We start from the raw sequence: 22,831 nt of genomic DNA, 5'->3' as shown, positions 1-22,831 counted from the left end.
TTAAGTGATCCAGATGGGTTTTCGGCCCGTACACAGAATATGCTGGAACACATACAAGCGCAGACAACTCATGCCCGACGCGGCAAACTGAAAAACGCCTTTCGATATGGCGTCGACTTTTTGCTGACCGATTTGACGGAGGCACGACCGTGGCCGGTTTCACGAAACCGGTTCAACCTGTGGTCGCTATGGGACCGCCAGCACGGGGGGGCGCGCGGGACCGGGCGCGGCGTTCAATGGTTCCGGGACGAATTGCACAGGCGAGGCTTTCCGCTGGAGCGGGCAAAATTGGTTCTTCTGACCCAGCCCAGTTTCTTGTGGTTTCACTTTAACCCAGTTAGTTTCTGGATCGCGCTGATAGACGACGAACCCTGTGCATTTGTGGCGGAGGTCAACAACACCTTTGGACATCGGCATTGCTATTTCTGTGCTCATGACGATTTCCGGCCTATCAGCGGTATGGAAACACTCACGGCCAAAAAGCTGATGCACGTATCCCCGTTTCAACAAGTTCAGGGGGAGTACAGCTTTCGCTTCCTCTATTCGAAATTGGCGATCAAGATCCGCATTACTTACGAAAATGGCGATCAGGGTGTTGTGGCCACATTGACCGGTTCAAGGAGGCCAGCAACCAGCGCGTCTCTTGTGTGGGCCGCGCTACGGCGACCTGCAGGTGCAGCCCGCGTGCTGGCCTTGATACATGTGCAGGCCGCAATCCTGTTCCTGAAGCGCGCACCATTCATGAAAACACCAGCACCGCCAAAGTTGGCAATGTCAGAAAGCCCGGCCTATCGAGAAGAACGGTTGTGACCGCTTTTCTAGGCAAGACCTACTGGCTCGCTGGGGCGAGCGAAGGGCTGGGACGCGAACTTGCCAAGGGTTTGAGTGACGCGGGTGCCAGACTGATCCTGTCTGCGCGAAATACCGAGCGACTTGACGCGCTTTGCGAGCTGTTGCCGGATGCGCGGGCCCTTCCGATGGATGTCAGCGACGCTGTGTCCGTTCACAAAGCCGCTGCGAGCGTCGGGCCAATTGACGGGTTGATCTATAACGCCGGGGTCTATGATCCCGTTGAGTCGACGTCCTGGAGCACGCGATCGGCGCTGACCATGGTTGATGTCAATTTCAATGGTGCGCTCAGGGTTGTGGGTGAAGTACTACCCGGTTTTCTGGAACGGGGCAGTGGGGATATCACTCTGATCGGTTCGCTCGCCGGATATCGCGGCTTGCCGGCCGCGGTCGGATATGGAGCCAGCAAGTCGGCGCTGATCAGTTTGGCGGAAACCATGCGCCACGACCTTAAGGGAAGCGGCATCGTCGTACGTCTGGTGAACCCCGGTTTCATCAAAACCCGGCTGACCAGTAAAAACGAGTTTAAAATGCCGATGATCATGGAACCAGAGGATGCAGCCGCCCGGACGATCAAGGCGATGCAGTCACGTCGGTTCAGAACTGACTTTCCAGCACCTTTCTCATGGGCCCTGAAGCTTTATGGCGTTTTGCCCGACTGGGTCGTCTATCGCGGAGCCTGAAGCCCCGGTTCTCAAATGAAGGGATCATGGGCCCATTGCAGCAACGCCTGGCGCTGCCGTGGACGGCAAAACAGGTCGTTGGGGTAACAGTTCGCCCGAATTTGCCCGGCATGACGTGCAAACCCCCGCCAGCGCGCGATCTGGATAGGGTCAATTTCCGGCAGTCGGCGCCCCATGTAGTAGCGGCAGTACCATTGAAACCAGCCACGTGGATCAGGTCCGTAAATCCAACCTTTGTCGCGCCACACACTCAGCGGTTGGCGGCTTTTTATGCCAAAGTAGTTGGTCGATGGATCAGGCTTGGAACTGGTTTTGGCGGTCTCAAACCAACTTTCTGGAAACTCACCCCGACAATCGTTCAGATAGCAGCCCTCGAATACACCCAGCTCCAGCATCTCTGCCGGACAGAAATGTGGCTTGAACTCCTTAGCGAATTCTTGCCCTTCAGCGGCTGAGAGAGAATAGACATAGCCCGTCTGCATGCGATCGGAAACATTGATTGGATTTCGCGTGGTCATTGCCGAATGAAGTCCCAAGGGAAACCAAAGAAGTTGAACCGACGCCACAGGTATCCCTGTTGGCGTCGACCATACTGGGTGCCAAAACACCGAAGATGATTGGGTGATTGCATCAGTGGCACGCCGGGCGCGTTCCTGGCAGCAAGACCTTGTCCACAACGTGGATCACGCCGTTGTCTGCCTCGATGTCAGCGATGACAACGGTGGCCATTTCGCCAGTTCCATCGGCAATCTTCACCCCATTACTGCCTGCGGTGATGCACAGGCGCGCGCTGTCCAGCATCGGTTTGAAATAGTTGGAACCGGCGGGGATCATGTCAGAAGAGAGCTTTCTGTCATCAACATGGTACAGCAGCACATTGGTTAATTGGTCTTTGTTCTCGGGCTTCAGCAACGTTTCCACCGTGCCTTCTGGCAATGCGGCGAAGGCGTCATTTACAGGTGCGTAGACCGTAAAGGGACCGGGGCCTGACAATGCCTCTACGAGGCCAGCAGCGCTGACGGCTGCCACAAGGGTTGAAAAGCGTTCATCGCCGACAGCGATGTCAACAATTGAGTTTGCGGACGCTGCTCCGTTAGTCAGGGACAGAGCGAGGACAGCGGCTGCGGCTTTAAAAGAATTGTTCATAGTGGTTCTCCGAAGGTGTCGGGCATGGAGCCCGGTTCCGAACTCATGTTCGTACAAAGGATACGGACGGTTCGGAGTTTTGGTTCATGACCTCACGGATTTGTTATGGTGAGGTAATGCAAGCGTTTGAAAATAAAAAGGAACTGCCGAGATTTAGCAGTTCCTTTTTTGACCATGAAAGCGGGGTTGCACTAAATTTTGAACAAGGGCTGCAACAGGCGTGGCATGAACGCGTTGAACCGAAGCGGCGCGTCTGTCGCGGCAAGACAGATACAGGGATCACCGGCGTCCGCGGTGGGCGTGTGGTGCAGGCTTTCGTCCCCAATCTCTAGATCTCCGACGCCAAATCGGCCGGTTTCATCACTGAAACTGCCTTGCAGCACCAAGGTCAGTTCCAAACCGTTATGGCTGTGATCCGGGACGGCTTGTCCGGGGGGGATGTAAAGTAACCGCACTGACCCTTCGCGGCTGGCAGACAGGATGTCTTGACGCACACCCATACCCAGGGTTTTCCAACGCGGCTCTCCCCCCTTCAAAACTTTCGTAACCGGCCCCGGATAGATCCCGAGACGGTCATACATCGGCTCTGGCGTATAGGGATCATCCAGCTGCGCCAGGATATCGGTTTTGAGATTGCCGGACACGCCAACGGAATCGGCACCTTCAAGAACCAGGCCTCCGACGGCCTGATGGGCGCCGAGTGCCGTGCGGCACTGATCACACAAAGAAATGTGACTTGCGACGACAACTGAAAATGCATGTGGGAGAGTACCGGCGGCATAAGCGGCCAGCATGGCATCGGGGATATGGTGGGTGATTGCGGACATTTATCGCAGTCCCTTCAGTTCGCGCCTCAGGCGTTCCAGCCCAAGACGTATTCGTGATTTGATTGTGCCGAGAGGAAGACCTGTCTGTTCACTGATTTGCTGGTGTGTCAGATCGCCAAGATAGGCTTTCTCGATCATTTCGCGCTGCTTGGTGTTCAGCTGCGCCAGCGCCTGTTTGAGTTGACCGGCTTCCTGTTGCATAGCCATGATCTGGCTCGCGTCCGGTTCGGTTCCCGGATCTTCGATCAATTCTTCTGGAACTGGTCGGTTTTCTTTTCGTCTGATGTCGATGTGCCGGTTGCGGGCGATTTGATAGATCCAAGCCGACACCTGAGCGCGGTGCGGATCGAACATCGGCGCCTTGCGCCACACTGTCAGCATCACATCCTGAACGATCTCTTCGGCTTGCGCCGATGACGTGCCCGAACGCATTATGAAGCCCTTCAGTCGCGGAGCGAAGAAGTCAAACAGCTCTGCAAAAGCGGCCTTGTCCCGTTCATCCCGAACCGCAAGCATCCAGATCGTTTGGTCTGAGAGTTCCGTGTTCTTTGGCGGCAACGGTTTGCTTTCACTTCGGGACATCTCGAACTGCAGCGATCGAGTGCGCGTATATTCAACACTAAGAGATATCATAGCCTAAATACGTGGGTTTCGTTAAGTTGGATCAAAAACAATCGTAAGAAAGTCTGACTCAAGGGTGAATTGAGATCACGGGGTGTTTCGGTGCCATGCGATGAAACGGAAATCTTGATAGAGGAGATGATAAGACGGACGCACCATAATTGTGGCAAAAACATCCGCAGCGGTCGACATGGACGAGGGTAAGAAATATGCGTGATGTCGGTGCTGGCGATCTGCCAGCCAGCCGTTCTGTGACGGATCGCGCAGAGGATCGGATATCGTCGCCGTCAACATTACCGCTGAAAAAAGCGCCCAGGCGACGCTGTGTCAGCACAAGACCAACGCCCCGTTTTGTAGTGCCGCGCATGTGCGGCTCGGGGACTTTCAGTCGGTGACCTTGCGCCCAAACCCAAGGCATCCGGGACGCCCGAGGCTGTCCCCTCGCTGGAGGAACCCATTGTCGCGCGCATTTGGCAGAGCGAGGCATCACAGGCAGCTGTGAAAGGATCCGACCGCGCCGCCACAGATCGACCGCTTTTTATTGTCGCCAGATCGAGCCGATACATTTGATCACTGGAACGAAAGAGTGTCGCTGCCTGAGACGAGTAAGCTCTGCGACCGCTTGGGTAAGCGGAATCAAGTTGATAATCCCAACAAACAAGTTTCGGTGCCATCCCGGAGATCCTTGTGTTCAGAGAACTGTGGAAGATTGCGACGTCGAGCCGACAGAGGTGCACGTTCTCGCATTCCAGACCGTAGCTTTGCTGTAACTCACAGTTAAGACGAAAACTCCGGGGACCAATCACTGCCCCACGCGTCCTGCCAAAGTTTTTCGTAGGTCACGTTGGATTTTGCACGACCACGCTGCCAGAGGTCATAGTCAGGCGCTGCGTAACTCTCAAAGAACGAGGAAACCTTGTGGCGCAACTCGGCAATGACTCCGATGAACTCTGGACGGTCGATCAGGTTTACCTTCTCCAACGGATCGTTGGTCAGGTGATAGAGTTCATCTTGCATCGGAAAAGACTCTGCACCCTGAAAACGCATGGCAAAAAGCCATTCGTTTGTCCGGATCGCCCGCGTTTCTTCTTGTTCATAAAAGATCGCATCTGCGTGTTCCAGATCTTCGCCCCTTAGCGTCGGGCCAAGATCCCGTGCGCTGCTGGGAAGGCTTGGGCGTGCGTTGGGGTTGCCTACCAGCGCCGCCAAGGTTGGAAACAAATCGATCTGGCTGACGAGATCGTCAGACACACCGCTGTGCGTAATTGGCCCGCCGCTCACGATCAGCGGGATGTTGTAAGAGGTACGGTGTGCGCTTGCCGGAAAAGCGGCGGCCCCGTGGCCCCAAACACCATTGTGACCCAAAGAGAACCCATGATCCGAGGTGTATATCACGATGGTGTTCTCATCCAGACCCAGCCGTTCCAAAGCGGCCTGTACCCGTCCAACACCGTGGTCAATCAGGCTGACCTGGGCAAAGTAATTCCGGAGAGATTCGACATTGTTCGGCAACAGAAGAGGGCCCTTGAATTGCTCGCGCACGCCACCTTCGGCAACACGCAGGCCAAACCGATCCAATACGTTACCAGACAGGCCCTCTCTGGGGATCGAATGCATGTCGGCGTCGTCATAGAGATCGGCAAACGGCATATCTGGACGCCCCTTGATAGCAGGCCAATGCCCATAGGGCCCGTTGTAGGGAACAAAGGCGAAGAACGGATCGTCTTCACCTGCGCGATGTTCCAGATACTCAATGGTTTTGGTGGTAAAGAAATCAACGGTATGGCCCTCGAAGCGATAACGCTCTTCCTGATCAATCACGTCGTTGCCGTAAAAACTGGTTGTGTGCCCATGCGGGAAGGTGATCCAATGATCAAAGGCCAGTTGCGGCACGAAAGGAACGCCCAGGTGAAACTTGCCGATCAACGCAGTCGCGTATCCGGCCTGTTTGATAATCGTGGGCAGGTTGTTGAACTCGCCAATCGCCGACCAGTTATGCGGCCAGTGATCGATCAGACGGTCATCCAACCAATTGTGAATGCCGTGCTGGCTGGGCATCAAGCCGGTCAGAACCGAAGCCCGACAAGGTGAACACATCGCGTTCACACAATAGGCGTTCTGAAACTTGACCCCGCGAACCGCTAAATGGTCAAGATGCGGGGTTTGGACTTCATCATTGCCATAGCAGCCAAGCAAGTCCGCCGGCTGATTGTCGGACATGAACAGGATAATGTTAGGGCGTTTAATGGGCTTTCTCCGATCTGTCTGAAGGCTCGAAAAGGGTCATTTCTGGCCACTACCTTTCATTTAGAATGAAGTCCGCAGCGCGGTCGGCAATCATCATCGTTGGCGCGTTCGTGTTGCCGGACACAAGTGCTGGCATCACGGAACAGTCGGAAACCCGCAGCCCGTCGACCCCGTTCACGCGGAGATATGGATCGACAACCGAGGATTCTGAAGGTCCCATTCTGCATGTTCCGGCAGGGTGAAAGATGGTTCTTGCCTGCTCGCGAATGGCGTCGTCGAGCGTGTTTGAACCGATAGCGGATTGAACCATCGGGCCCGGCCATATTTCCTCACCGACAATGGCACGCAACTGGGACTGATCAAAAATCTCTCGGGCCATACGAACTCCCCGGCGCAATGTATCTAGGTCGTTCTCCTCCGATAGTACGCGTGACGAGAACTTCGGAGCGTCAGCAGCATCGCGTGACTTTAGACCCAGCCGTCCGTGCGACTTTGGCCGCATGGTCGTCGGGTGAATCTGCACGGCATGAAACGGAAGCGGCGGTTTGCCCGGCCTGTCCGGGGCGAAAGGGGCGAAATTGAACTGCACGTCCGGCCGTCCTGACCCTTGGGTGTCGACGCATGCTCCGGCTTCCAGAAGGTTCGAGGTCAAAAGCCCCCGTCGAAAGCCGAAAAAGTCAATCCCATGCCTTACTGCAGAAAACCCACGATCCGCTCCATGCAGCCCTTTTGCCCCGATCAACCGACGTGTTACTGGCGCACCTACGTGATCCTGAAGGTTGCGCCCAACCTCATCAGCTTCGTGAACAATTTCGATGCCGTGTCTTTGCAATTCATCACGCGGTCCAATTCCGGACAACATGAGCAGCTTGGGGCTGTGAAAACTGCCTGCGGTCAAAACGATCTCGCAACGGGCCTCAATCAGTACTTCCAAGCCTGCTTCGTCCAGGGCTTCGACGGCTACGGCGCGCCGGTTCTCGATACGGATGCGGCAAGCCAAGTGGTTGGTCAGCACCGTCAGGTTTTCCCGATCCAATTCCGGTCGTAGAAAGCAGGTTGCGGAAGATTGCCGTTGCCCTTCTGACGCGGTGACCTGATACCAACCTGCACCGTCCTGCCGCTCGCCGTTGAAGTCATCTGTTTCCGGCAAGCCAGCCGACTGCGCTGCCTCGACGATTGTGGCTGTTAACGGGTGTGGTGCTGAGGGATCTGCAACAATCAGTTTCCCGGCCTTGCCATGATAAGGGTCTGTCAGGCGGGTGTTGGCCTCTTGTCGCTTAAACACAGGCAAAACGTCGTCAAATCGCCAGCCTGTGCAGCCATGCAAATCAGCCCAGTCGTCGTAGTCCTGGTGCTGTCCGCGCATGTAGATCATGCCGTTGACCGAAGACCCACCCCCCAACACGTTTCCCTGCGGAACCGGAAAGGGTCTGCCACCTAGCGAGCGATCCGGATCAGAAACCACGACATCTGCGTCCTGGCTTTCGATTGCCTTGAAGAACGTCGCCGGAATGTGGATCCATCGATTGATGTCTTGTCGACCACGTTCCAGCAGAACAACGGACCGGTTGCTCTCAATCGCGAGCCTTGCGGCAAGAACGCAGCCCGCCGCACCCCCTCCGACGATCACGTAATCAAAAGCAACGGTTCTCATACAGAATCCAATCCCGCTTTCTTACTGGTTTCGATCCAGCGATCCGAGGTCACTATAGCGTTTCGCGGATCCGGCGTGGCAGGTTATGTTGCACTTGCCATATATTGCATTTGCCAATATAGTGATTAACAAGTCAAGTTATTATGTGGGAGAGACGCGTTGCATGGGGCACTGATTCCGCCAGAGCAAATAGACGATTTCATCATTCTGCGAGCTCGGAGGTTCACCAGTTCCGTCCGGCGATCGTTGACGCATGATGTCTTGCAGACAGAAAATCTGGCGGTCCTCGAGTGGCAGCTGTTGTTTTCGATTGCGCGGTTCGGAAGCTGTCACGTAGCCTTCGTCACCAAACACACCTCTATTGATCCGGCCCATGGCAGCCGTGCCGCAAGCGCGCTTGAAAAGAAGGGCTTGATTGCACGCAGCGAAGACGCGGGAAACAAACGCCGCAAATTGATGTCACTTACGCCACTTGGTGTCGAAACATTTGAGCGGATCTGGCCAAAAGCGCGACAGGTTACATCGCATCTGACCGACAGGTTAAACCCAGATGATTTCGCCGAATTCAAGCGGCTGCTGGACTTGCTCAATGGTGGCGTTGGCCTTGCGCCCGTCACTGGCGCGACGCAAGGCCAGCACGACCACACACCAATCGAAATGGGAGAAGTTGCAGCTCAGGCGTGATGATCGGGTGGAGTCGTTTCCAAACCGAATACCGCCAGTGAACGGGCGCGACAGGAAAAAACAGAGTTTCAATTCAGGGAGGAAACTATGAAACCTAAGAAATTGATCGCCGCAGCGGTCGCAACACTGACGATGGCGTCTGGTGCCTTTGCACAGACCAACCTGACAGCCGAAACAGCGAGCCCGGGCGGCGCCACGCACCTTTCACTGGCGCATTTGACCGAAGTCTCAGGCACCAGTGGTGTCGCCAATATTCAGCTTGCAGATGGTCAGACTTTAACCAACTCGATCCAGAACGTTGCGGAAGGTAAGACAGATATCGCCGGCACACCCTACATTCTACCATTCCTGATGAGCCGCGGCGTCGGCCCCTATGGATCGCTGGGCAAAGAAAAGGGCGCAGAGCTTGCGGGTAACCTCCGGGCAATCAACCCCTTTGTGCTCGGAATCTTCTTTCTGTTTTCCTATGATTCAAAAGGCCTTGCCGGTTGGGATGACCTGAAGGGTCGCAAAATCTACAACGGCCCGCCCCGCGGTGGCGCGTTGACCAACGCCCGCAGTATGATTCAGATCGTCGCCGGCCTGAAAGATGGTGAAGACTATGAAGGCATGCAAATCAACTGGGGTCAGGGTGCCACGCTGATCAGCAGCGGTGAACCAGATGCCGTGGTCCTGCCTGAGCTGTTTCCAAGCCCCCGTCTGACGATCCCCAGTGCTGCCGGCAAAATGACGGGTTGGTCGATGCCTATTGAGGCATATGAAGGCGACGCGATGCAGAAATACATGAAAGCACCGGGAAGCGCGCCCTGGACCAGCCCTGTAGCAAATATCGAGGCCGTGATGGGCGACGATTGGTCCTTCGTGTCCGAAGACGACACGTTCCGCGCATTTGCAACGATTGGCGGAAACGTCGTGAACAAAGATATGGACGACGCGCTGGTTTACGATCTGGTCAATATCTACATCGCCTCACTCTCCGACCTGATGAGCAAGGCCCCGTACGGCAAAACAGTTGGCTTCGATTTTCCAATGCAGGGGATGTGTGGCGCAAACCCGATCCAGTATCACCCAGCCGCAGCGCGCGCCTGGCGCGAGGCCGGTTACGAGCTTGATGACTGTGCTGTCGCACAATAACCCCCCGCTGGTCTGAAGAAACACGCGCGTCGCCAGAACTGGCGGCGCCCAATCGGGCAATTCCAGGAATTGAGAAGACAGTGGCAGATACAACGAACCGATCCTTGAACAAAGTGCTCTTTCCCAACGGGGCCGTTTACATCCTGTCACTGATTTTTGTTGCCATGGGCATTGTAAACAGCACGCCGGTCATTCCCGGTTGGAGCGAGATGTGGCAGGCGTTCGCGGGAAATGAGAACCTGAAGGTTCGCAGTTTTTCGACCGAATGGTTCTACCCTATTGTATTCTTTGTGATGATGTTGGTCGTGGCGCTTAAGCATTCAATGTGGCGGGCATGGCGCGGTACATCACGTGCCTGGTTTGGGGCATTTATGGACATCGCGCTTGTGGTGTCAGCAGCCACCATTTCCTTTACCTACCTTATCGAAATTGACAGCGTTTGTCTCATTGATGCGGTAAATGGGGATCGCGCGCGGATCATGGCAGAGACATTGCAAGCGGAAATCGAGTTTGCAGAAACCATGGGGCTGCCAGCGCCAGACACTGTCGAAGACCCCAAATGCGTCAACACGACCGGCGTTTGGCTGGTGGCCATCGTTGGTGCATCCATGCTGATTTTCCTGGGCTACAACATCAAGGTTTGGGGGTTGCCGCTGGTCGCCGTTGCGATCCTGATTGCGCTTTACACTTTTGGAACCGTTCTGGTTTGGTATTTCCACGGCCCCGATGACATAAACAAATACCTGATGACAAAGCTTGGGGGTGAACCGCGCACCTTCCTTGACGGGGTGCCCAACGTGCATGACGCGCTGGTAAACAACGCGTCGGGAATTCTGGGGCGCTTCATGAACGTGATCATGAACATGGTGTTCCCTTATATCATTCTTGGCGCGCTCTTCGGGCAATCTGCCGGCGGACAGACACTCATCAAACTGGCGTTTCGCTGGACACGCCATCTGCGCGGTGGGCCTGCTCATGCGGCCATTGTCAGTTCGGCAATGTTTGGCACGATCTCCGGTGGTCCTGTTGTCAATGTACTTTCGACCGGTGTTCTCACCATCCCTATGATGATCAAGCGGGGGTTCTCCAAGGTTTTTGCCGGGGGCGTCGAGGCTGCAGCCTCTTCCGGTGGGTCGATCATGCCTCCTGTTATGGGGGTTGCCGCCTTTATTCTGGCCGCCATGACTGGTGTGCCATATCGGGATGTTATCATTGCGGCGGCTTTGCCCGCTGTGGCCTACTTTGCCTGCCTGTTTCTCAGCGCCTCGTTCCAGTCCCGCAAGCAGGGCATCGAAGCCTTTGGTGAGCTGACAGAGGATATGCGGATCGACCGCGAAGACATCCTCCATCTGATGCAGATATTCTTGCCGATCCTTTTGATCCTAGTCCTGCTGCTAACGCCAAAAGACATGGTGGGCTGCGGTTTCATGGCTCCGCTGCTGGGGGCCGATGCGACCTTCCAGAATGATCGCTGTGTTGTCGTGTCGCTGCCTTGGGTCCTGCAAATTTTCCAGAACGCGGCGGGGGATGCCGGGGCAACCGGCTGGTGGGCCGCGGCGCTGGTTATGGTCCTGCTGTTTCTTGACAAGGAATTCCGTGCCCAGCCTCGAAAGGTTCTGGATGCGCTTGCCGAATCTGGGATCACGATCTCAACGCTCTACCTTATGCTGCTGGCGGTGACGGTGATTGACGTCTGTCTGAACTTCACGGGTCTGTCCAAGTTCGTAGCCATCGACGTGCTGCGCTTCCTGTTGTCTCTGGACCTGGGTGGCGAAGGCTCGGTGATGTTCCAGTTTATCGCACTGGCGATCACCATGCTGTTGGCCGTGCTCTTGGGAATGGGGATGCCCGCAGTGCCGGCCTATATCAACGTCGCGCTATTGATGGGACCGTTGCTGGCGGGGCTTGGTATCGCCACTTTCACGGCGCATATGTTCATCTTCTATTTCGCCATTGCATCCGCTATCACACCGCCTGTCGCGCTGGCGGCTTTTGCGGCCTCGACGATCACCAAAGCGGAACCGATGGCGACTGGTTTTAGCGCGGTACGGTCTGGCATTGTGATGTTTGCCATTCCCTTTGTCTTTGCCTTTTATCCCGAGATTCTGCTGGTGGATCAGGCTTTGGTCGATCCTTCCAGCCCTTCAGGTGAGCCATTGCCCGGCTATGAGAATGGCGTTCAACTCGGGGCGCTCTTGTGGCTTCTGGCCCGCCTTGTTTTGGCGCTCTATCTCGTGGCCAGTGCTCTGGCCACGCATGATGCCCGGCCTCTCAACGCGGGATGGATTGCCATCCGCCTTGCAACCGCAGTTGCAATCCTGATGCGTCCCGAGGTCATCCAAGTTGCGGCAATCGGTTTTGCCGCAGCCTTTCTGGCCTGGCACCACTTTGGCGCAGGCCGAGCCAAACCCGCATAACGGAAGACGCAAATTTCCCATGACCAAACGCCCCAATTTCCTGTACCTGATCACCGATCAACAGCGCGCAGACTGGCTTGGATGTTACGGACATCCGGTGCTGAAAACGCCCCACATCGATTCTATTGCTGCGCGTGGCACTCGGTTCGACAACTTTCACACCGCATCGCCTGTTTGCATGCCGAACCGTGCGTCCCTTTTGACCGGGCGCTACCCCAGCCTGCATGGGTTGCGTTACAACGGCTGCATCTTGCCAGAGAACGCCAACACCTTTGTCGATGTGTTGGCGCGATCCGGTTATCACACTGCAGCCATCGGCAAGAGCCATTTACAACCTTTTACGGCCGTGCCGCCGATGGGAAAGACTGCTGATGACATCGCCGCGACCCCGGAAGCATGGAAGATCGACAGGGCTCAGGACTACGAAGAAGAGCCGGCGCAATATCAGGGCGACGGTCGCTATGAAATCAAAACCCCATATTACGGATACCAGCACGTGGACATGGTGACCTCGCACGGCGATCGCTGTGGTGGGCATTATCAGCAGTGGTTCCGCGAGACGGCCCCAAACTGGGAAGCGTTGCACGATCCTGAAAACGAGCTTCCACACAACTACTCTTGCCCACAAGCCTATCGCACCCCCATCCCCGAAGACCTTTATTCTACTGGATACATCCGCGACCGGGCGATTGACTACATCACCGCGCAGGCTGGCGAAAACGCGCCTTTCTTCGCATTCGTCAGTTTTCCCGATCCGCACCACCCGTTTAATCCACCTGGCAAGTATTGGGACATGTACAGCCCCGACGATTTTGACGTGCCTCTGAGGTATGACGCGCACAAGAACCCGACACCGCCCATGAAATGGCTTCATGACCAGTGGAAAGGGGTGGGCCAAGGCGGTCAGGCGACTCCTCAAACCGCTATGATGTTGGACGACCAGCAGCTCAAGGAAGCCATGGCGCTTTCTGCTGGAATGATGTCCTTTATCGATGACGCCGTCGGCGATATCCTCGCATCGCTCGAAGAGAACGGGCTGATGGAGGATACCGTGATCTGCTACAATGCGGATCACGGAGATTACCTGGGTGATTTCAACATGCTGCTGAAAGGCGCATTGCCTTTCCGAAGCATCACCCGCGTGCCCTTTATCTGGTCCGACCCCAACTACCGAACCGAAGCCAGTTCTGATGCGCTGTGTTCCACTGTCGATCTTGCGGCAACCATTCTGGATCGCGTAGGCTTGGAACCCTTCAACGGAAATCAGGGACAAAGCTTCTTGTCCGCTACACAGGGTGCAAAAGGCCCGCGAAGCGACGCCCTGATCGAATACAATGATGGCGGCAACCGCCTCGGCTTTGAAGAACCGGCCCGGGTTCGCTCCCTTGTCTCGGCCGAGTGGCGCTACACTGTATACCGCGACCAAACATGGGGTGAGCTTTATGATCTGGTCAATGACCCGGAGGAAACCGAAAACCTCTGGGACAGCAGTGCCCATCAACAGATCCGGGCGCAGTTGTCGGAACGGCTGGTCCATCACCTGATCGCGCAAATGGACGACAGTCCTCAGGCAGACCGGCTTGCATGATGTACGGTTGAAAAGGCCGGGCACAGGAAGACTTTTGAATGCCCGCGGGCGACCTATAGACGCGGTTTCCTGATCGTTTCAAAGGCAGTGGACAACGGAGGAAGCGATGACTCAGGCGGATGAAATCTGGGCTGGTGGTTCAATCATGACGATGGACCCCTCCAATCCGAGGGCCCAAGCACTGGCCATCAAAGATGGTCGACTTCTCGCTGTCGGCAAAGACGAGGATGTGTGGAACCTGCAAGGCCCCGGCACCAGAGTACACCAATTGCACGGGCAATTCGTGATGCCGGGTCTGGTCGAAAGCCACACGCATGCGCTTTGGGGCGCGTGCAGGACGTTGTACGATGTCTATGTCGGATTTGATGCCAGCTTGCCTGAATTGCTGGACGCAGTGCGCGCACGTTGCAACAAGACGGAACCCGGGCAGACCGTCTTTGGCGGCCCATGGCGACCAGTCATGCGCGCCGACATGGGGGCAAACCCGCGAGCTTTGCTCGATGCGATATCGACCGACCATGTCATCGTTTTGCACGACGCCAGCCAGCATATCCTCTGGTGCAATTCCCGCGCGCTTAGCCTCGCAGGTATCGACGCCGGAACCGCCGACATTCGTGGTGGGATCATCGAACGCGACCCGGCGTCCGGCGCACCAAACGGTATTCTTGCCGAAACCGCCAGCGCCCCGGCCCGTGCCCTTGTTCAGCGTACCGAAGCGCAGCTAGACGAAGCCTTGCGAGAAGCCGTGCGCTACTTTACCAGTCTCGGCTTTACTGGTTTCAAGGAACCAATGGCGTTCAAAGAAGAGTTGCGCACTTATCACGCCGCTGATGCGCGTGGCGACCTCACTATGCATTTGGCTGCGCATATCGTGCATTCCAGCCCACTTGGCGGCGACATTGTGCCTTATGAGACGATGGACCTACTCCGCCGCACCTTTACCAGTAAAAACTTGCGTCTCGATTTCGCAAAGCTGTTTCTCGATGGTGTCGCACCAGGGTTTACGGCCTCTTTTATCGAACCCTACCTTGCAGCAAGCGGATACGACGTCGCCTCTCATGACCCCGACGCCACGCTGCTCATCCCACCATCGGACCTGAACGAGATGCTGATCCAGCTGGATCGACGCGGCTATACCGTCAAGATGCACGCTGTCGGGGACAACGCAATCCGCAAAGGCCTTGATGGGATCGCTGCGGCACGAGCAGCTAACGGACAAAGCGGTCGAAGGCATGAAATTGCCCATTCAAACTATGTGTCGGATGCTGATCTGACCCGATTTTCGGCTCTTGGAGCGGTATCCGAATTATCGCCCAAAATGTGGTTCCCCAATCCCGGCACGGCCGTCCAGAAGGCGCTGCTTGGACGGGACCGTGTGCAGAAAAACCAGCGCATTGGTGACCTCGTTGCCGCCAAAGCCGAGTTGATCTATGGCTCGGATTGGCCCGCCGCTGCCCCGGACGCCAATCCCTGGACCGGACTGTCCGGTATGCTGACCCGTCGCAACGCCGACCCGACCTATCCTGGTGACTTAGCGCCGGAGCAGGCTATATCGCTACAGAATGCTTTGCCTATCTTTACGGTCAATGGCGCTCGCTCGATGGGTATGGAGGCCGAGACAGGATCATTGAGTGTCGGCAAATGGGCCGATTTTATTGTATTAAGCAAGGACCTCACGAAAATCCCGCCGCATGAAATCGCAACAGTTTGCCCGCGAACGACCGTTTGGAAGGGAAAGGTTGTGCATGAGGCTTAAGAGTTAGGCTCAGGACTCATAACCAATAAATGACGAGTGCAGCGAGAGCGATTTCTGAGAGGAAGACCTTAGGACAGCGGTCGTATCGTGTTGCCACGCGCTGCCAATCCTTCAGCCTACCGAACATGATCTCGCATCACTGCCCGGCAGTGCATTGCGCAGCAATGTCACGAGAGGGGCGGTTGCGTCGTTTGTAACGACGCTTGTCGTATCGGGTGGCCGTCTTTCGTCGCTTTCGGCCTGGGATGCAGGCGCGTATCCCTTTGTCGTTCAACGCTTCTCTGAACCAATCAGCATCATAACCTCGATCACCGAGCAACCATTCGACATCTGACAAACCGCTCAGCAGCGCCCTTGCACCGATGTAGTCGCTGACCTGACCGGCGGTCACGAACAGATTTAGCGGACGGCCGTAACTGTCGCAGATCGCGTGCAGTTTCGTGTTCATCCCGCTCTTGTGGCAACCCGTGAAGCCAAGAAACACGGAGGGCACATTGCCTATATCATGGAGGCTTTTGGACAAGAGGAGATTGAGCCGCTTCTCCTGTCAGAACTTGGTCGCTTGGCAGCCAACGGCGCAGAGATTGCGCTCGCTTGGGCATACCCATGGTCACCTAATTATAGAATCTTGCGCAAAGCCGGGTTCCTGCCCTTGCCCGAACGGCTGCGACCGATCCACATCTGGTTTGGAGGTTGTCCCAAAACCAGCCGTGCTGAGCGTGCGAATGAAGTGTCTCAATGGTACCTGAGCTATTTGGACAGCGACACGATATAAACGCAATACACCTACATCGGTTGTTGCGATCTGGGGGGCAGCCTCTGGTGTAGCTTCCAATCATGTTTTTGGGGAAGCGGCAATTCAAATGCCTGTTCTGGGATTTCTGCCTTGAGCTCCGACACCTCTACACACAAGCAGTCGCAGACGAAAGACGATCCGCACACGGGTTAGACTAGATCGTACTCGATGAGTATCGCCAGAGAGTTCAATGTCGCATCGGCAGGTGTTACATTTCTGTGCCCAGGGCGTATGCTGCGTCAGTTAATTTAGCATAATGCGGATTACGCGCACTTCAAATTGTAGCCGGGCGTATTCTAAACTCCGTTGCGACAAATCCCCTATCTTGCTGGAAAGCAAGGAGAATGGAAGATGGCCCACACCGAGCTAAGTTTGCGTGAACGCCGCGCGATTGAAGACATGTTGAACGCGCAAGTACCCGTGAGCGAGATCGCAACCGAGATCGGCAGGCATCGTTCAACGGTGCATCGTGAGATCAAACGGAACCGATACTGCGATGACGAGCTGCCTAATCTGAACGGCTACTATGGCATGACTACGCAGAGATCTGCGGCACGTCGACGTAAACTGGTGAGGTTCGAGGATCTGAGACAGCACGTGATTAAGCAGCTGGAGATAGGATGGTCGCCCGAACAGATCGCAGGTCGCTTGCAACACGATGGCCAGGCTTTGCGCGTGAGTCACGAGACAATCTATGCCTATGTTTACGGTCCAGATGGTCAGTCTGAAGGTCTGGCGCGCTATCTTCCGCATCGTCGCAAGAAGCGGCAGCCAAGACGGCGGCGCACACCGCGTGGCCTTGTGTTTCCACCGGATCGGTCGATCCATGAACGCCCTGACTACGTCAAAACCCGTGAGACTTTTGGCAAATGGGAGGGCGACCTGATGATTTTTGAGCGGGCTCAGGGCAAGACAAACGTCGCTTCCCTAGTCGAACGCAAGACGCGCTTCGCCGTTCTGTTCCGCAACAACGACCGAAGCACAACGCATCTGATGAATCGGCTGTTGGACGTGATGGACCCCTGCCCCAACCAGCCCGCAAATCCATCACGTTTGATCGCGGCATTGAGTTCCGCAATTGGCGCAAACTCAAACCAGAGATAGGAACAGAAGCGTGGTTTTGCGATCCTCAGGCACCCTGGCAAAAGGGTTCTGTCGAGAATCTGAACAAGCGTGCACGTCGATATTTGCCACGTGATGCGCCTGTGGCCGCACTCTCAAATCGAGAAATGAAGTCGATTTGCGACCGCTTGAATGGCACGCCAAGAAAGTGCCTGGAATGGCGAACACCAACTGAAGCCTTCAGGGAAGAGCTGATGAAACTAAGATAGTGGACGCCGTCGCAACGACCCTTGAGATTCCAACAGAATCCCTAATCTGGCCGGAAGCATTCGAACCCAAGTCAAATAAAACTCGCTTCGTCGAACTGTTGATAACTGCTTGACCGATCAGCTTGTCTGTAACCTTCAAGCCGCTGATTGAACAATTCGTTATCAAAGGCTTTTTGTGAAGTCGTGATGTTGGCCATCGGATTCATGTCTTTGGCGTACTCTAAATTTTGTAGGTTTTCTTTCTGGGCATAGAGTACTGGTAGGAAATTCTCGAACGTTCCAACTTCGATAACATTGTGCCTTTGCCACGCGCTAAAAAAATCCGGTCCGGCCACTTTGGATATTTTTTTGTTTATGAGTTTGGAAGCAAGCCCATGACCGCCTGCTCCGATCACAACTTCATAATGATAGTGAACGCCCAGATGCTCTGCTCCTTCAAAAACATCCTTGTAGTGTACCCGCAACATCGTAATCGGGCCAACAAACGGCAACACTTGGCCCATGGCCCAGCCGTCATCGCCTACGTAAAAAACTTTGAGCTGTTTATCCACGGGGTACTTCCAACCGTAAGCATCGTACTGCATAGCCTCTTGAATATGTATCGAGCACCCTGTTCTTGCGGTTTGGCCCGGCCCCAGATTGCCGGTTAGCGTTGCACTGAGATGATCAATGGGATGCCATAGATGATATGCTGGTACGACTTTGTCTTCGTATGCTGGGATGTCGCGCAACCGCACGCGCAAATTAGGAAAGTTCAAGAACCACCAGTGGACCATCTCTGCGCGAACGCCCCTTAAGAGTGAGTGATTTAGAACAACACAGAACTGTCCATTGTCACGCTTGTGAATCTCAAACGCGGACGAAGAAGTTGGTTTTAGATCCCAGCCAAATTCACGTGCCAAGGGCATTTGCATTGAGGTCATGTGACTAACTTTCTTTTGTCTGTGCTTACGACTGGCTTCAGCTCAGATAGACACTGAAGATTTGCTGAACTATGTTTGCATTGACAACATAGAATTTAGTGTGGACGGCGTCAACATGAACGGCAAACGAAAATCTTCAACTTACCACCATGGAGACTTGCGAGAAGAGTTGATCAAAGAAGCAATCGCCACCATCGAGAGAACAGGCGTTGAAGCGCTCAGCCTACGAGGGTTGGCCCGGGAAATAGGGGTCAGCCATAGTGCCCCTATGAGGCACTTTCCTTCACGATCCGCGCTTCTGTCAGCCATCGCTCAGCACGGCGTTGACGCTCTACTGGGCTCAGCTTCAAAGCATGTAGGTCGCAGCGATTTGACCAATCTGGAGAAGTTGCGGGAAATGGCGAAGGGATATGTGACCTGGGCAACGTTAAACCCTGTGCATCATATGCTTGTTCGTAATCAGGATGTGATGCGTCATGCCGATGAATCTCTTCGAGATCAGCTCAACGCTTACGCTCGGCTGCATGAGCAAACGATTGCAAAGGCTCAAGCGGAGGGTTGGCGAAGTGACGAGCCTACCCGCGCAGTCTTTCTGCAACTGACCGCCCAAACGGCTGGCTTGGCGTTAGTAGCGTCAGACCCCATCTATGAAACAGTCTTTCAGGGACGTCCTAGTTCCCAAGAAATCACGAGTGCCCTTTCTGCATGCTTCGCTGAGGTTTCGTGAATTCATCGGGTTTGAAAGGTCATAGCTCCTCAAATTCATTAATAACTGACTATTCGGCGTAACTGTCGTTGAACACAGCCCAATGGCAGTGTTGGACTATGCACCTCTTAACGGGATTAATGGCCGCTTTGGCGGCATTGCTGCAATACGACGGCGAAAATGTTGTATTCCCGAAAATGTACTGCACGGGCAATGGCCGCGCCAACGAGAGGCGGCGTTAAGCATAGCGGTGAGAGATTGTAGGGCGGGCCGGTCACACGAAGCTTCCAGCATCGGAGGGCCAACATGGTCAGGCCAATTGATACATTTTGTGACAAAAGAAGTTCGGGGTTTTCTGGAAAGATCATTGGACGATTTGCGCGCATCCTTCATTTTCTGTTTTCTCTGAAGTCACGCATGACTTTGCCCATTATCGCATGTACCAATCCGGTATTGATGCGCTGAAACAAGGCCATCATCTTCGCAAACCTGGTGACAACTATGATGTGCTTGTTTTTTTCGACACCCTTCAGGACAATCCTGGCACATTGCTCTGCAGTGATACCGGGGATCTGCGTGATACCTTCCGTGGCTTTCTTCTTATCCAGTCGGATCATGTCTGCGTTTTCGAAAATTGGCGTCTTTATGTGTCCCGGGCAGACAACAGATACCTTTACTCCCAAATCTTTTCCTTCAATGCGAACAGTGCTGGATAAACCGACCAATGCATGTTTGGCAGCCACATAAACCGAATTGCCCGGCAAAGGGATTAAACCAGCCAAGGCAGAAGTGTTGATAATATGCCCCGATCCCTGTTCTATCATGACTGGGTAAACGGCTTTCATGCCATTGACGACGCCGAACAAATTGATCTCAAAAAGCCGATGCCAACCTTCTAAGTCCACGTCCCGGAATTCGCCCGCTATAGCGATCCCAGCGTTGTTGAACATAAAGTCGATTTTCCCGTGAACTGAGACTGCGTTATCGATGACTTGTCTGGTTGCTTCATAATCCGTCACATCCAGAACAATCGCTTCAGCGTGCCCACCATTCTTGATCGCAGTTTCACAAGCTTCCTTCACCTGGTCCTCCGATCGATCAGTGAAGATGACGTGCGCGCCCCGTTTGCAAAGCTCTATTGCCACTGCCTTCCCGATACCGGATGCAGCTCCAGTCACAATGGCAACTTTTCTCTTGAAGTAGTTCACTGTTAGTTCCCCTTTTTGGAGTTTGAAAGGGCTATGCGGTTTCTTCTGAAACCAACACAAAGTCATAGTCTGAGCGCAGCCAAGGTCCTCGGAATCCAGCAGCCGTGTCAGCGCTACATATGAATGACACGACCATAGGCATCCAACACACTTTCGTGCATCATTTCGCTCAAAGTCGGATGTGGGAATACCGAGTTCATCAGGTCTTCTTCAGTGGTCTCCAGCTGACGCCCCACAACGTAACCCTGGATCATCTCGGTCACTTCTGCCCCAACCATGTGCGCGCCCAACAGCTCACCCGTCTTGGCGTCGAACACGGTTTTTACAAGGCCCTCAGCCTCGCCCAGTGCAATCGCTTTGCCGTTGCCGATAGAGGGGAAGCGGCCCACCTTGACGTCATAGCCCAACTCTTTGGCTTTGGCCTCGGAATAGCCGACCGAGGCCACCTGCGGGTGGCAATAGGTGCAGCCCGCGATGTTTTCGGGTTTCACGGCGTGCGGTTTGCCGCCCGCGATCAGTTCGGCAACCATCACGCCCTCATGGCTTGCCTTATGTGCCAGCCACGGGGCACCTGCGATGTCACCGATGGCATAAAGACCGTCGACGCCGGTGCGGCAATAGGCATCCGTGACCACATGTGTCCGGTCAACCTTGACGCCCAACCCCTCGAGCCCCAGCCCCTCGACATTGCCAACAATACCAACAGCGGAAATCACGGTGTCAAAGTTGTGTTTTTCGACCCTTCCTTTGACCTCAATATGCGCGGTGACATTGCCCTTGCCACGGTCCAGCTGCTTGACCATGGCTTTTTCCATGATGGTCATGCCCTGCTTTACAAACTGTTTCTTGGCAAAGCCCGAGATCTCGGCATCCTCAACCGGCAGCACGCGGTCCATCACTTCGACCACGGTCGTATCCGCACCCAACGTGTTGTAAAAGCTGGCAAATTCAATGCCGATGGCGCCCGACCCGATGACCAATAGCTTTTTGGGCATCCGCGGTGGTTGCAGCGCATGTTTGTACGTCCAGACCAGATCGCCATCCGCTTCAAGCCCCGGCAATTCGCGCGCCCGCGCACCGGTGGCCAGCACAATGTTCTTGGCGGTCAACTCTTCGGTGCCCTTGTCAGTCTTGATGCTGACCTTGCCCTTGGAGGGCAGCGTCGCTTCCCCCATGAACACGGTGATTTTGTTCTTTTTCATCAGGTGACCAATGCCGCCCGAGAGTTGCTTGGCCACCCCGCGCGAGCGTTTGACCACGGCATCGAGGTCATAGCTGATGTTGTCGGCTTTCAGACCGAACTCACCGGCGCGCTCCATCAGGTGGAACACCTCGGAGCTGCGCAGCAGTGCCTTGGTCGGGATACAGCCCCAGTTCAAACAGATGCCGCCCAGATGCTCGCGCTCGACAATAGCCACCTTCAGCCCCAACTGCGCCCCACGGATCGCCGCAACATACCCACCCGGGCCTGCACCAATCACGATCATATCGAAGTTTTTCGACAATTTAACAACCCCTTCTCAAATTGGCCCGAATTGCGTCTCGCATTTGCGCCTTCATTCCTTTGGGACATTCCAACGATTTCACTGGTTGACTCCTGTTCAATTCAAGCTGTGTTCAAAGATGCTCTCGTGAGCCATTCATCGAGACGCGCTTCAAGTTGGGACATAGGTTGGAAGCCCCTGTTCAACACGGCATACGTGGTTCCGTAACGCACCAAGACCGTTGGGAAACCGCTGACACCGAGTGAGCGAGCCCAAGCAAATTCGTTCCAGGTTTCGCGACTGCTGATCGGATCATTATAGAGCTTAAGAAAGGTCTCAGGGCTTACTCCGAATTTTTCGGCTGCTCGAGCAAAGGTTAGTGGTTCATTGGGATCTTTGTCGTGTCGGTAGAAGCCGTCCTGAATTTCAGCAAAAAAGGCAAAGTCAGCTTTTGGTTGGAGTTTTCGGAACACGACCACAGCACGGCAAGCTTTCTCGGTATCATAGACCCAGCCCAGTTCCTTCAGATTCCCAAATGAGAATACCTGACCTGTTCGCCGTTCAACCTCTTTCCAATGTTCCGTTAAGAAGTCGCGATATTCTTGATCAACAACATAGTCGGGGCCGGGATGCAGACCGCCCATGCATAGGGACATCTTAAAATTGTCCCTGAAGTTGGATTTGAGCGACTGGATGACCGGCGAAAACCCATAGCACCAAGAGCACATTGGATCACCGATGTAGATGAGCTCCAGGCCTGTAGCGGACATGTTCTAT

At 54.9% G+C, this 22,831-nt stretch carries 18 protein-coding genes and 2 pseudogenes; 9 read left to right on the top strand and 11 right to left on the bottom strand.

Going from position 1 to position 22,831, the window contains the following annotated elements:
• Positions 1-39 precede the first annotated feature (39 nt).
• Positions 40-810: a DUF1365 domain-containing protein gene (locus G6R15_RS22030; protein ID WP_164662217.1), complete on the top strand. Its 771-nt coding sequence runs from the start codon at positions 40-42 to the stop codon at positions 808-810.
• On the top strand, positions 807-1,532 hold the full coding sequence (locus tag G6R15_RS22025) for an SDR family oxidoreductase (RefSeq protein ID WP_164662216.1): 726 nt from the start codon (positions 807-809) through the stop codon (positions 1,530-1,532). Before G6R15_RS22030 ends, G6R15_RS22025 begins: the two co-directional genes overlap by 4 nt.
• Positions 1,533-1,543: 11 nt before the next feature.
• Here G6R15_RS22025 and G6R15_RS22020 read toward each other — a convergent pair whose 3' ends face one another.
• From G6R15_RS22020 to G6R15_RS21995, 6 genes are all read right to left on the bottom strand, one after another.
• Complete coding sequence (locus tag G6R15_RS22020; RefSeq protein WP_164662215.1) at positions 1,544-2,050, bottom strand: hypothetical protein; 507 nt, start codon at positions 2,048-2,050, stop codon at positions 1,544-1,546.
• Between the two features lie 112 nt (positions 2,051-2,162).
• Positions 2,163-2,678 (bottom strand): fasciclin domain-containing protein, encoded by a 516-nt coding sequence (locus G6R15_RS22015; RefSeq protein WP_164662214.1) that lies wholly within the window; start codon positions 2,676-2,678, stop codon positions 2,163-2,165.
• A gap of 191 nt (positions 2,679-2,869) precedes the next feature.
• The gene (locus G6R15_RS22010) at positions 2,870-3,505 is read right to left on the bottom strand and encodes a ChrR family anti-sigma-E factor (protein WP_164662213.1); all 636 of its coding nucleotides are present in this window, start codon (positions 3,503-3,505) and stop codon (positions 2,870-2,872) included.
• On the bottom strand, positions 3,506-4,087 hold the full coding sequence (locus tag G6R15_RS22005; protein ID WP_240336837.1) for a sigma-70 family RNA polymerase sigma factor: 582 nt from the start codon (positions 4,085-4,087) through the stop codon (positions 3,506-3,508).
• A gap of 816 nt (positions 4,088-4,903) precedes the next feature.
• Complete coding sequence (locus G6R15_RS22000; protein WP_255456199.1) at positions 4,904-6,352, bottom strand: sulfatase; 1,449 nt, start codon at positions 6,350-6,352, stop codon at positions 4,904-4,906.
• Positions 6,353-6,422: 70 nt separating this feature from the next.
• Positions 6,423-8,027, bottom strand: a complete 1,605-nt coding sequence (locus G6R15_RS21995) for a GMC family oxidoreductase (protein ID WP_164662211.1) — start codon at positions 8,025-8,027, stop codon at positions 6,423-6,425.
• A gap of 261 nt (positions 8,028-8,288) precedes the next feature.
• On the opposite strand from G6R15_RS21995, the gene G6R15_RS21990 reads away from it, so the two are divergent.
• From G6R15_RS21990 to G6R15_RS21970, 5 genes are all read left to right on the top strand, one after another.
• On the top strand, positions 8,289-8,711 hold the full coding sequence (locus G6R15_RS21990; RefSeq protein WP_164662210.1) for a MarR family winged helix-turn-helix transcriptional regulator: 423 nt from the start codon (positions 8,289-8,291) through the stop codon (positions 8,709-8,711).
• Between the two features lie 87 nt (positions 8,712-8,798).
• Positions 8,799-9,845, top strand: coding sequence for a TAXI family TRAP transporter solute-binding subunit (locus G6R15_RS21985; protein WP_205520628.1), 1,047 nt, complete (start codon positions 8,799-8,801; stop codon positions 9,843-9,845).
• A gap of 113 nt (positions 9,846-9,958) precedes the next feature.
• Entirely contained in the window at positions 9,959-12,262 is a 2,304-nt protein-coding gene (locus G6R15_RS21980; protein WP_306432361.1) for a TRAP transporter fused permease subunit, read from the top strand.
• Positions 12,263-12,281: 19 nt separating this feature from the next.
• On the top strand, positions 12,282-13,850 hold the full coding sequence (locus G6R15_RS21975) for a sulfatase (protein WP_164662209.1): 1,569 nt from the start codon (positions 12,282-12,284) through the stop codon (positions 13,848-13,850).
• A 106-nt stretch (positions 13,851-13,956) separates the two neighbouring features.
• A complete protein-coding gene (locus G6R15_RS21970; RefSeq protein ID WP_164662208.1) occupies positions 13,957-15,606 on the top strand; it encodes an amidohydrolase in 1,650 nt (549 codons plus the stop codon).
• Positions 15,607-15,622: 16 nt separating this feature from the next.
• Here G6R15_RS21970 and G6R15_RS21965 read toward each other — a convergent pair.
• Positions 15,623-16,072 (bottom strand): annotated as a pseudogene (locus tag G6R15_RS21965) (IS5 family transposase); the annotation flags it as partial.
• A gap of 750 nt (positions 16,073-16,822) precedes the next feature.
• On the opposite strand from G6R15_RS21965, the pseudogene G6R15_RS21960 reads away from it, so the two are divergent.
• Positions 16,823-17,733, top strand: a pseudogene (locus G6R15_RS21960) (IS30 family transposase).
• 71 nt (positions 17,734-17,804) lie between these two features.
• Here the strand turns inward: G6R15_RS21960 and G6R15_RS21955 are convergent.
• Positions 17,805-18,656 carry a hypothetical protein gene (locus G6R15_RS21955; protein WP_164662207.1) on the bottom strand — a complete coding sequence of 284 codons (852 nt, stop codon included), beginning with the start codon at positions 18,654-18,656 and terminating at the stop codon, positions 17,805-17,807.
• Between the two features lie 115 nt (positions 18,657-18,771).
• On the opposite strand from G6R15_RS21955, the gene G6R15_RS21950 reads away from it, so the two are divergent.
• The gene (locus tag G6R15_RS21950) at positions 18,772-19,383 is read left to right on the top strand and encodes a TetR/AcrR family transcriptional regulator (RefSeq protein ID WP_164662206.1); all 612 of its coding nucleotides are present in this window, start codon (positions 18,772-18,774) and stop codon (positions 19,381-19,383) included.
• A 368-nt stretch (positions 19,384-19,751) separates the two neighbouring features.
• On the opposite strand, the gene G6R15_RS21945 is transcribed toward G6R15_RS21950, so the two are convergent.
• From G6R15_RS21945 to G6R15_RS21935, 3 genes are all read right to left on the bottom strand, one after another.
• A complete protein-coding gene (locus tag G6R15_RS21945; protein WP_164662205.1) occupies positions 19,752-20,570 on the bottom strand; it encodes an SDR family oxidoreductase in 819 nt (272 codons plus the stop codon).
• Positions 20,571-20,683: 113 nt separating this feature from the next.
• Positions 20,684-22,057: a dihydrolipoyl dehydrogenase gene (gene lpdA, locus G6R15_RS21940; protein WP_164662243.1), complete on the bottom strand. Its 1,374-nt coding sequence runs from the start codon at positions 22,055-22,057 to the stop codon at positions 20,684-20,686.
• Between the two features lie 119 nt (positions 22,058-22,176).
• Entirely contained in the window at positions 22,177-22,824 is a 648-nt protein-coding gene (locus G6R15_RS21935; RefSeq protein ID WP_164662204.1) for a DsbA family protein, read from the bottom strand.
• Positions 22,825-22,831 lie beyond the last annotated feature (7 nt).

This window comes from Tropicibacter sp. Alg240-R139, from assembly GCF_900537075.1.
GTDB lineage: Bacteria > Pseudomonadota > Alphaproteobacteria > Rhodobacterales > Rhodobacteraceae > Falsiruegeria.
The sequence above is the reverse complement of the archived record's forward strand: the minus strand, read 5'-3'. Positions and strand labels throughout refer to the sequence as shown.

What these genes read in the sequence shown, in the direction of transcription:
- G6R15_RS22030 (WP_164662217.1), top strand. Translation starts at nt 40, where the DNA reads ATGCTGGAACACATACAAGCGCAGACAACTCATGCCCGACGCGGCAAA.
- G6R15_RS22020 (WP_164662215.1), bottom strand. Translation starts at nt 2,050, where the DNA reads ATGACCACGCGAAATCCAATCAATGTTTCCGATCGCATGCAGACGGGC.
- G6R15_RS22015 (WP_164662214.1), bottom strand. Translation starts at nt 2,678, where the DNA reads ATGAACAATTCTTTTAAAGCCGCAGCCGCTGTCCTCGCTCTGTCCCTG.
- G6R15_RS22010 (WP_164662213.1), bottom strand. Translation starts at nt 3,505, where the DNA reads ATGTCCGCAATCACCCACCATATCCCCGATGCCATGCTGGCCGCTTAT.
- G6R15_RS22005 (WP_240336837.1), bottom strand. Translation starts at nt 4,087, where the DNA reads ATGTCCCGAAGTGAAAGCAAACCGTTGCCGCCAAAGAACACGGAACTC.
- G6R15_RS21995 (WP_164662211.1), bottom strand. Translation starts at nt 8,027, where the DNA reads ATGAGAACCGTTGCTTTTGATTACGTGATCGTCGGAGGGGGTGCGGCG.
- G6R15_RS21985 (WP_205520628.1), top strand. Translation starts at nt 8,799, where the DNA reads ATGAAACCTAAGAAATTGATCGCCGCAGCGGTCGCAACACTGACGATG.
- G6R15_RS21975 (WP_164662209.1), top strand. Translation starts at nt 12,282, where the DNA reads ATGACCAAACGCCCCAATTTCCTGTACCTGATCACCGATCAACAGCGC.
- G6R15_RS21970 (WP_164662208.1), top strand. Translation starts at nt 13,957, where the DNA reads ATGACTCAGGCGGATGAAATCTGGGCTGGTGGTTCAATCATGACGATG.
- G6R15_RS21955 (WP_164662207.1), bottom strand. Translation starts at nt 18,656, where the DNA reads ATGACCTCAATGCAAATGCCCTTGGCACGTGAATTTGGCTGGGATCTA.
- G6R15_RS21950 (WP_164662206.1), top strand. Translation starts at nt 18,772, where the DNA reads ATGAACGGCAAACGAAAATCTTCAACTTACCACCATGGAGACTTGCGA.
- lpdA (WP_164662243.1), bottom strand. Translation starts at nt 22,057, where the DNA reads ATGATCGTGATTGGTGCAGGCCCGGGTGGGTATGTTGCGGCGATCCGT.
- G6R15_RS21935 (WP_164662204.1), bottom strand. Translation starts at nt 22,824, where the DNA reads ATGTCCGCTACAGGCCTGGAGCTCATCTACATCGGTGATCCAATGTGC.